We start from the raw sequence: 3,459 nt of genomic DNA, 5'->3' as shown, positions 1-3,459 counted from the left end.
TCGCGGCCCAAGCGCCAACCCGCGGCGGTCGCCTCAGCTCAAACGTTAGGCCTCGCAGGAAGCAAGAGCGGGCGCCTCGTGGCACGATGGAAGCATCATCTGTTCCGCCCGAGGAGTTGCTCGTGGGTTCTCGCCCGATGCAGAAGTACCAAGGCTCTTGTCATTGCGGCGCTGTGCGCTTCGCGATCGAGACTGACTTTCCTGAGCTCACCATGTGTGACTGTTCGATCTGCAAGCGCAAGAACGCACACATGGTCAAGGTGCACGAGAGCCAGTTCAAGCTGCTGGCCGGCGAAGAGTCGCTTACCGAGTACCAGTTCCACACGAAGACCGCTCGGCACTACTTCTGCAAGGTTTGCGGCATCTATCCGTTCCACCGCAAGCGTGTCACTCCCGACAACCTGGGAATCAATGTGCACTGTCTAGAAGGCTTCTCGCCTGAGGGAATTCCGTTCCGTCAGGCCATCGGGGCTGCAATGCCTTAGCTGTCCCGCCACTGGTACGGCTCGCGAGCGAGGCCTAACCCTTCGCTTGAGAGGGACCTCCACCGGCAAGGCACTTGGCCCGCGAGACGCTCGCTGTCTATCATGCGCCTCGCGGGCCAAGCGCCTTCCCGGTTCCGGCCCCTCAGCTCAAACGTTAGGCCTCAGAGTCCGGCCGCTACTGCTCACCAAGCCATGCTCAAAGACGCACTCTCGGTACTCATCGCGCTCTTCGCAACTCAGGCTTCCGCCCAAGGTGGTAGCCCTCCCGAGCGGACGAAGGACAACTTCATGGTCGTTGTTCGTGAGTCGATCGGCGCCAACCGGATCGACGATCGCCTTGTCCCGTCGGGAAAGGCAAAGGCAAAGCTACCCGACGGGCGTGAGATCGAGATCGAGATGGCCGCCTGGGAGTTCATCGGAGACACACACATCCGGTTTGTGTTCGACGGCCCGCAGATGATGATCAACGCCACGTCGCAAGACCTCGACCGCTTAGGCATCAAGTCGGTCGACGAGGCTTTGGCTCTCGCGCTCGCAAACATCCGGCGCGTCTACGGCGACCCAGCGGCAAAGCCGTGGGAAGGAGGTGTCATGCAGGTGCAGGGCCGCTCGCCTGACTTGGACAGCTCATACTTCCTCGATCGCTCCTACTGGACCGAGCTCCTGAAGAAGCACCCCGAGGGCTTGGTGGTCTCCGTCGCCAAGCGCGGGGGTCTTTTGTATGCCCCGGCATCCGACACCCGCGCCGTGGAGGGCCTTAAGCGAGGCGTCGCATATCTACACGCGAGCAGCAAGAGTCTGCGCGTCTCATCCGCACTGTTCCTGTTCAAGGAAGGAAGGTGGTCGGTGTTCCAGGAGCCAACAAAGCAGTAGTCGGCTGCGCGCTGAGGCCTAACCCTTCGCTCGAGGCGACGTCCATCGGCGGGGCACTTGGGCCGCGCATCGCCGCCTCCTATCATGCGCTGCGCGGCCCAAGCGCCCCGCCGCTGGCCGCGCCTCAGCTCAAACGTTAGCCGTCACGGGAGCCACCGTGCTCGACGAGCCGATTCACCTTACCGCATCGGACGAATCGTGGCCAAGCCTTGCGGCACTTGAATGCTCTCGCCTTGCTGGCGCGCTGTCACTCCCTCCGAGCCAGATTGAACACATCGGTAGCACCGCCGTTCCGGGGCTGCTGTCAAAGCCAATTCTGGACATTCAGGTCGGAGTTCTGCCCTTCCCTCCGCCGGTAACTGCGCTCTCGACCATGGAGCAACTTGAGTACACAGCTCACGGTGAGGCCGACGTTCCAGGCCGCTTGTACTTCACCGCCCGCAGTGCCGGGCACTTCAATGTCCATTTCGTGCTGTTCGGTGGCGAGCACTGGCGGAACAACCTCTTGCTTCGGCAGTACTTGCGTACATCGGCAGCGGCGCGGGAACGCTATGCGTCTTCCAAGCTTGCGGCCGTGAGCTCCGGCGCAACTACGCTGCTCGCTTACTCAGCAGCCAAGGCAACACTGGTCTCTCAGCTGCTCGCCGAGGCTTTGGCTACTCGCAGTGCCGGCTAACCCTTCGCTCGAGGCGACCCTCCACGGCTTGGCACTTGGGCCGCGAGGCGCTCAGGTTTATCCTGCGCCTCGCGGCCCAAGCGCCAACCCGCGGCGGTCGCCTCAGCTCAAACGTTAGGCCGCAGAACCGATCCATCGTGCTACCTCGGGAGGACGAATACATGAAGGGCCAATGCCTATGCGGTGCAGTGGCAGTCACCTCACCGAAAGCTCGCGAGATCGGCGCCTGTCACTGCGGTTTCTGCCGCCGATGGGGAGGTGGGCCGCTGCTCGCTGTCCACTGCGGCCCTGCAGTTGAGTTTCAGGGTGGCGAGCACGTTTCCGTCTTCGCGTCTTCCCAGTGGGCAGAGCGAGCCTTCTGCAGCAAGTGCGGAACCCACCTGTACTACAAGCTATTGGCCACAGGCGAGTACTTCGTGCCGGCAGGTGTGTTCGACTCAACGGACTTCGAGCTCGCGTCCCAGATCTACATCGACAAGAAGCCAAGCTACTACTCGTTCGCCAACCAGACACCCATGCTCACTGAGCAGCAAGTCATCGAACAGTACGCACCGCCAGGCACCGAAACTGCGGCCTAACCCTTCGCTCGAGCGGACCCTCTACGGCAAGGCACCTTGGCCGCGAGCCAGTCAGGCCTATCATCTGTCTCGCGGCCAAGGCGCCTTGCCTCCGCGGTCCGCTCAGCTCAAACGTTAGGCGTCGCAGGCAACCACCAAGCGCCTCTTCACCGTGGCTGCCAGCCTTCATCGAGAGATCGAGCGTGCCTCAGCAAGATCAGATCCCACGCATCACCATCCGACCGCCGGACCTCCTTGCAAGAGTTGAGTTCCTGCGGACGGATCAAGGTGGCCGCTCTGGGCCAGCACGCTCTGGCTACCGGCCCAATCACGACTTTGGGCTGCCAGGCACCTTGAATGACGCGGCCCATGAGTACGTCGGACAAGACTGGGCCGCCCCTGGGGAGACAGTAGTCGCAAAGCTGTGGCTGCTTGCGCCTGAACTGAACCAAGGTCGCCTCTATCCGGGCTTTGGCTTCACGGTTCAAGAAGGCTCTCGCGTCGTTGGCCGAGCGGTTGTCCAAGAGGTACTGAACCCGCTCCTACGCAAAGGCGACGCCTAACCCTTCGCTGGAGTGGGACCTCCACCGGCATGGCACTTGGCCCGCGAGGCGCTTCAGGTCATCATCCGCCTCGCGGGCCAAGCGCCATCCCGGCTCCGGCCCCTCAGCTCAAACGTTAGGCGTCACGTGACCCCCGACCTCCACATCCGCATCGCTTCACTGAGCGACGCTGTTGAGATTGCGCGCATGTCACGTCGCTTGATCGAGCATGGCCTTCCCTGGTCCTGGCAGCCTGAACGTGTGGTGCGCGCCATCGCCTCGCCAAACACGAACGTGGCAGTGGTGCGAGAGCAAGGCGAACTTGT

The 3,459-nt window shown here is 62.5% G+C and carries 4 protein-coding genes; all 4 read left to right on the top strand.

Annotation, left to right across the window (positions count from 1 at the left end; translation table 11 throughout):
- Positions 1–485: GFA family protein (locus D9C15_RS32780; RefSeq protein ID WP_205854974.1), on the top strand; the 485-nt coding region annotated here is incomplete at its 5' end.
- Between the two features lie 192 nt (positions 486–677).
- Positions 678–1,358: a hypothetical protein gene (locus D9C15_RS32775; RefSeq protein ID WP_128003652.1), complete on the top strand. Its 681-nt coding sequence runs from the start codon at positions 678–680 to the stop codon at positions 1,356–1,358.
- Between the two features lie 157 nt (positions 1,359–1,515).
- Positions 1,516–2,034, top strand: coding sequence for a GrpB family protein (locus D9C15_RS32770; RefSeq protein WP_128003651.1), 519 nt, complete (start codon positions 1,516–1,518; stop codon positions 2,032–2,034).
- Between the two features lie 161 nt (positions 2,035–2,195).
- Entirely contained in the window at positions 2,196–2,612 is a 417-nt protein-coding gene (locus D9C15_RS32765; protein WP_128003650.1) for a GFA family protein, read from the top strand.
- Positions 2,613–3,459 lie beyond the last annotated feature (847 nt).

The sequence above is a fragment of the Piscinibacter defluvii genome, from assembly GCF_004011805.1.
GTDB lineage: Bacteria > Pseudomonadota > Gammaproteobacteria > Burkholderiales > Burkholderiaceae_C > Piscinibacter > Piscinibacter defluvii.
The sequence above is the reverse complement of the archived record's forward strand: the minus strand, read 5'-3'. Positions and strand labels throughout refer to the sequence as shown.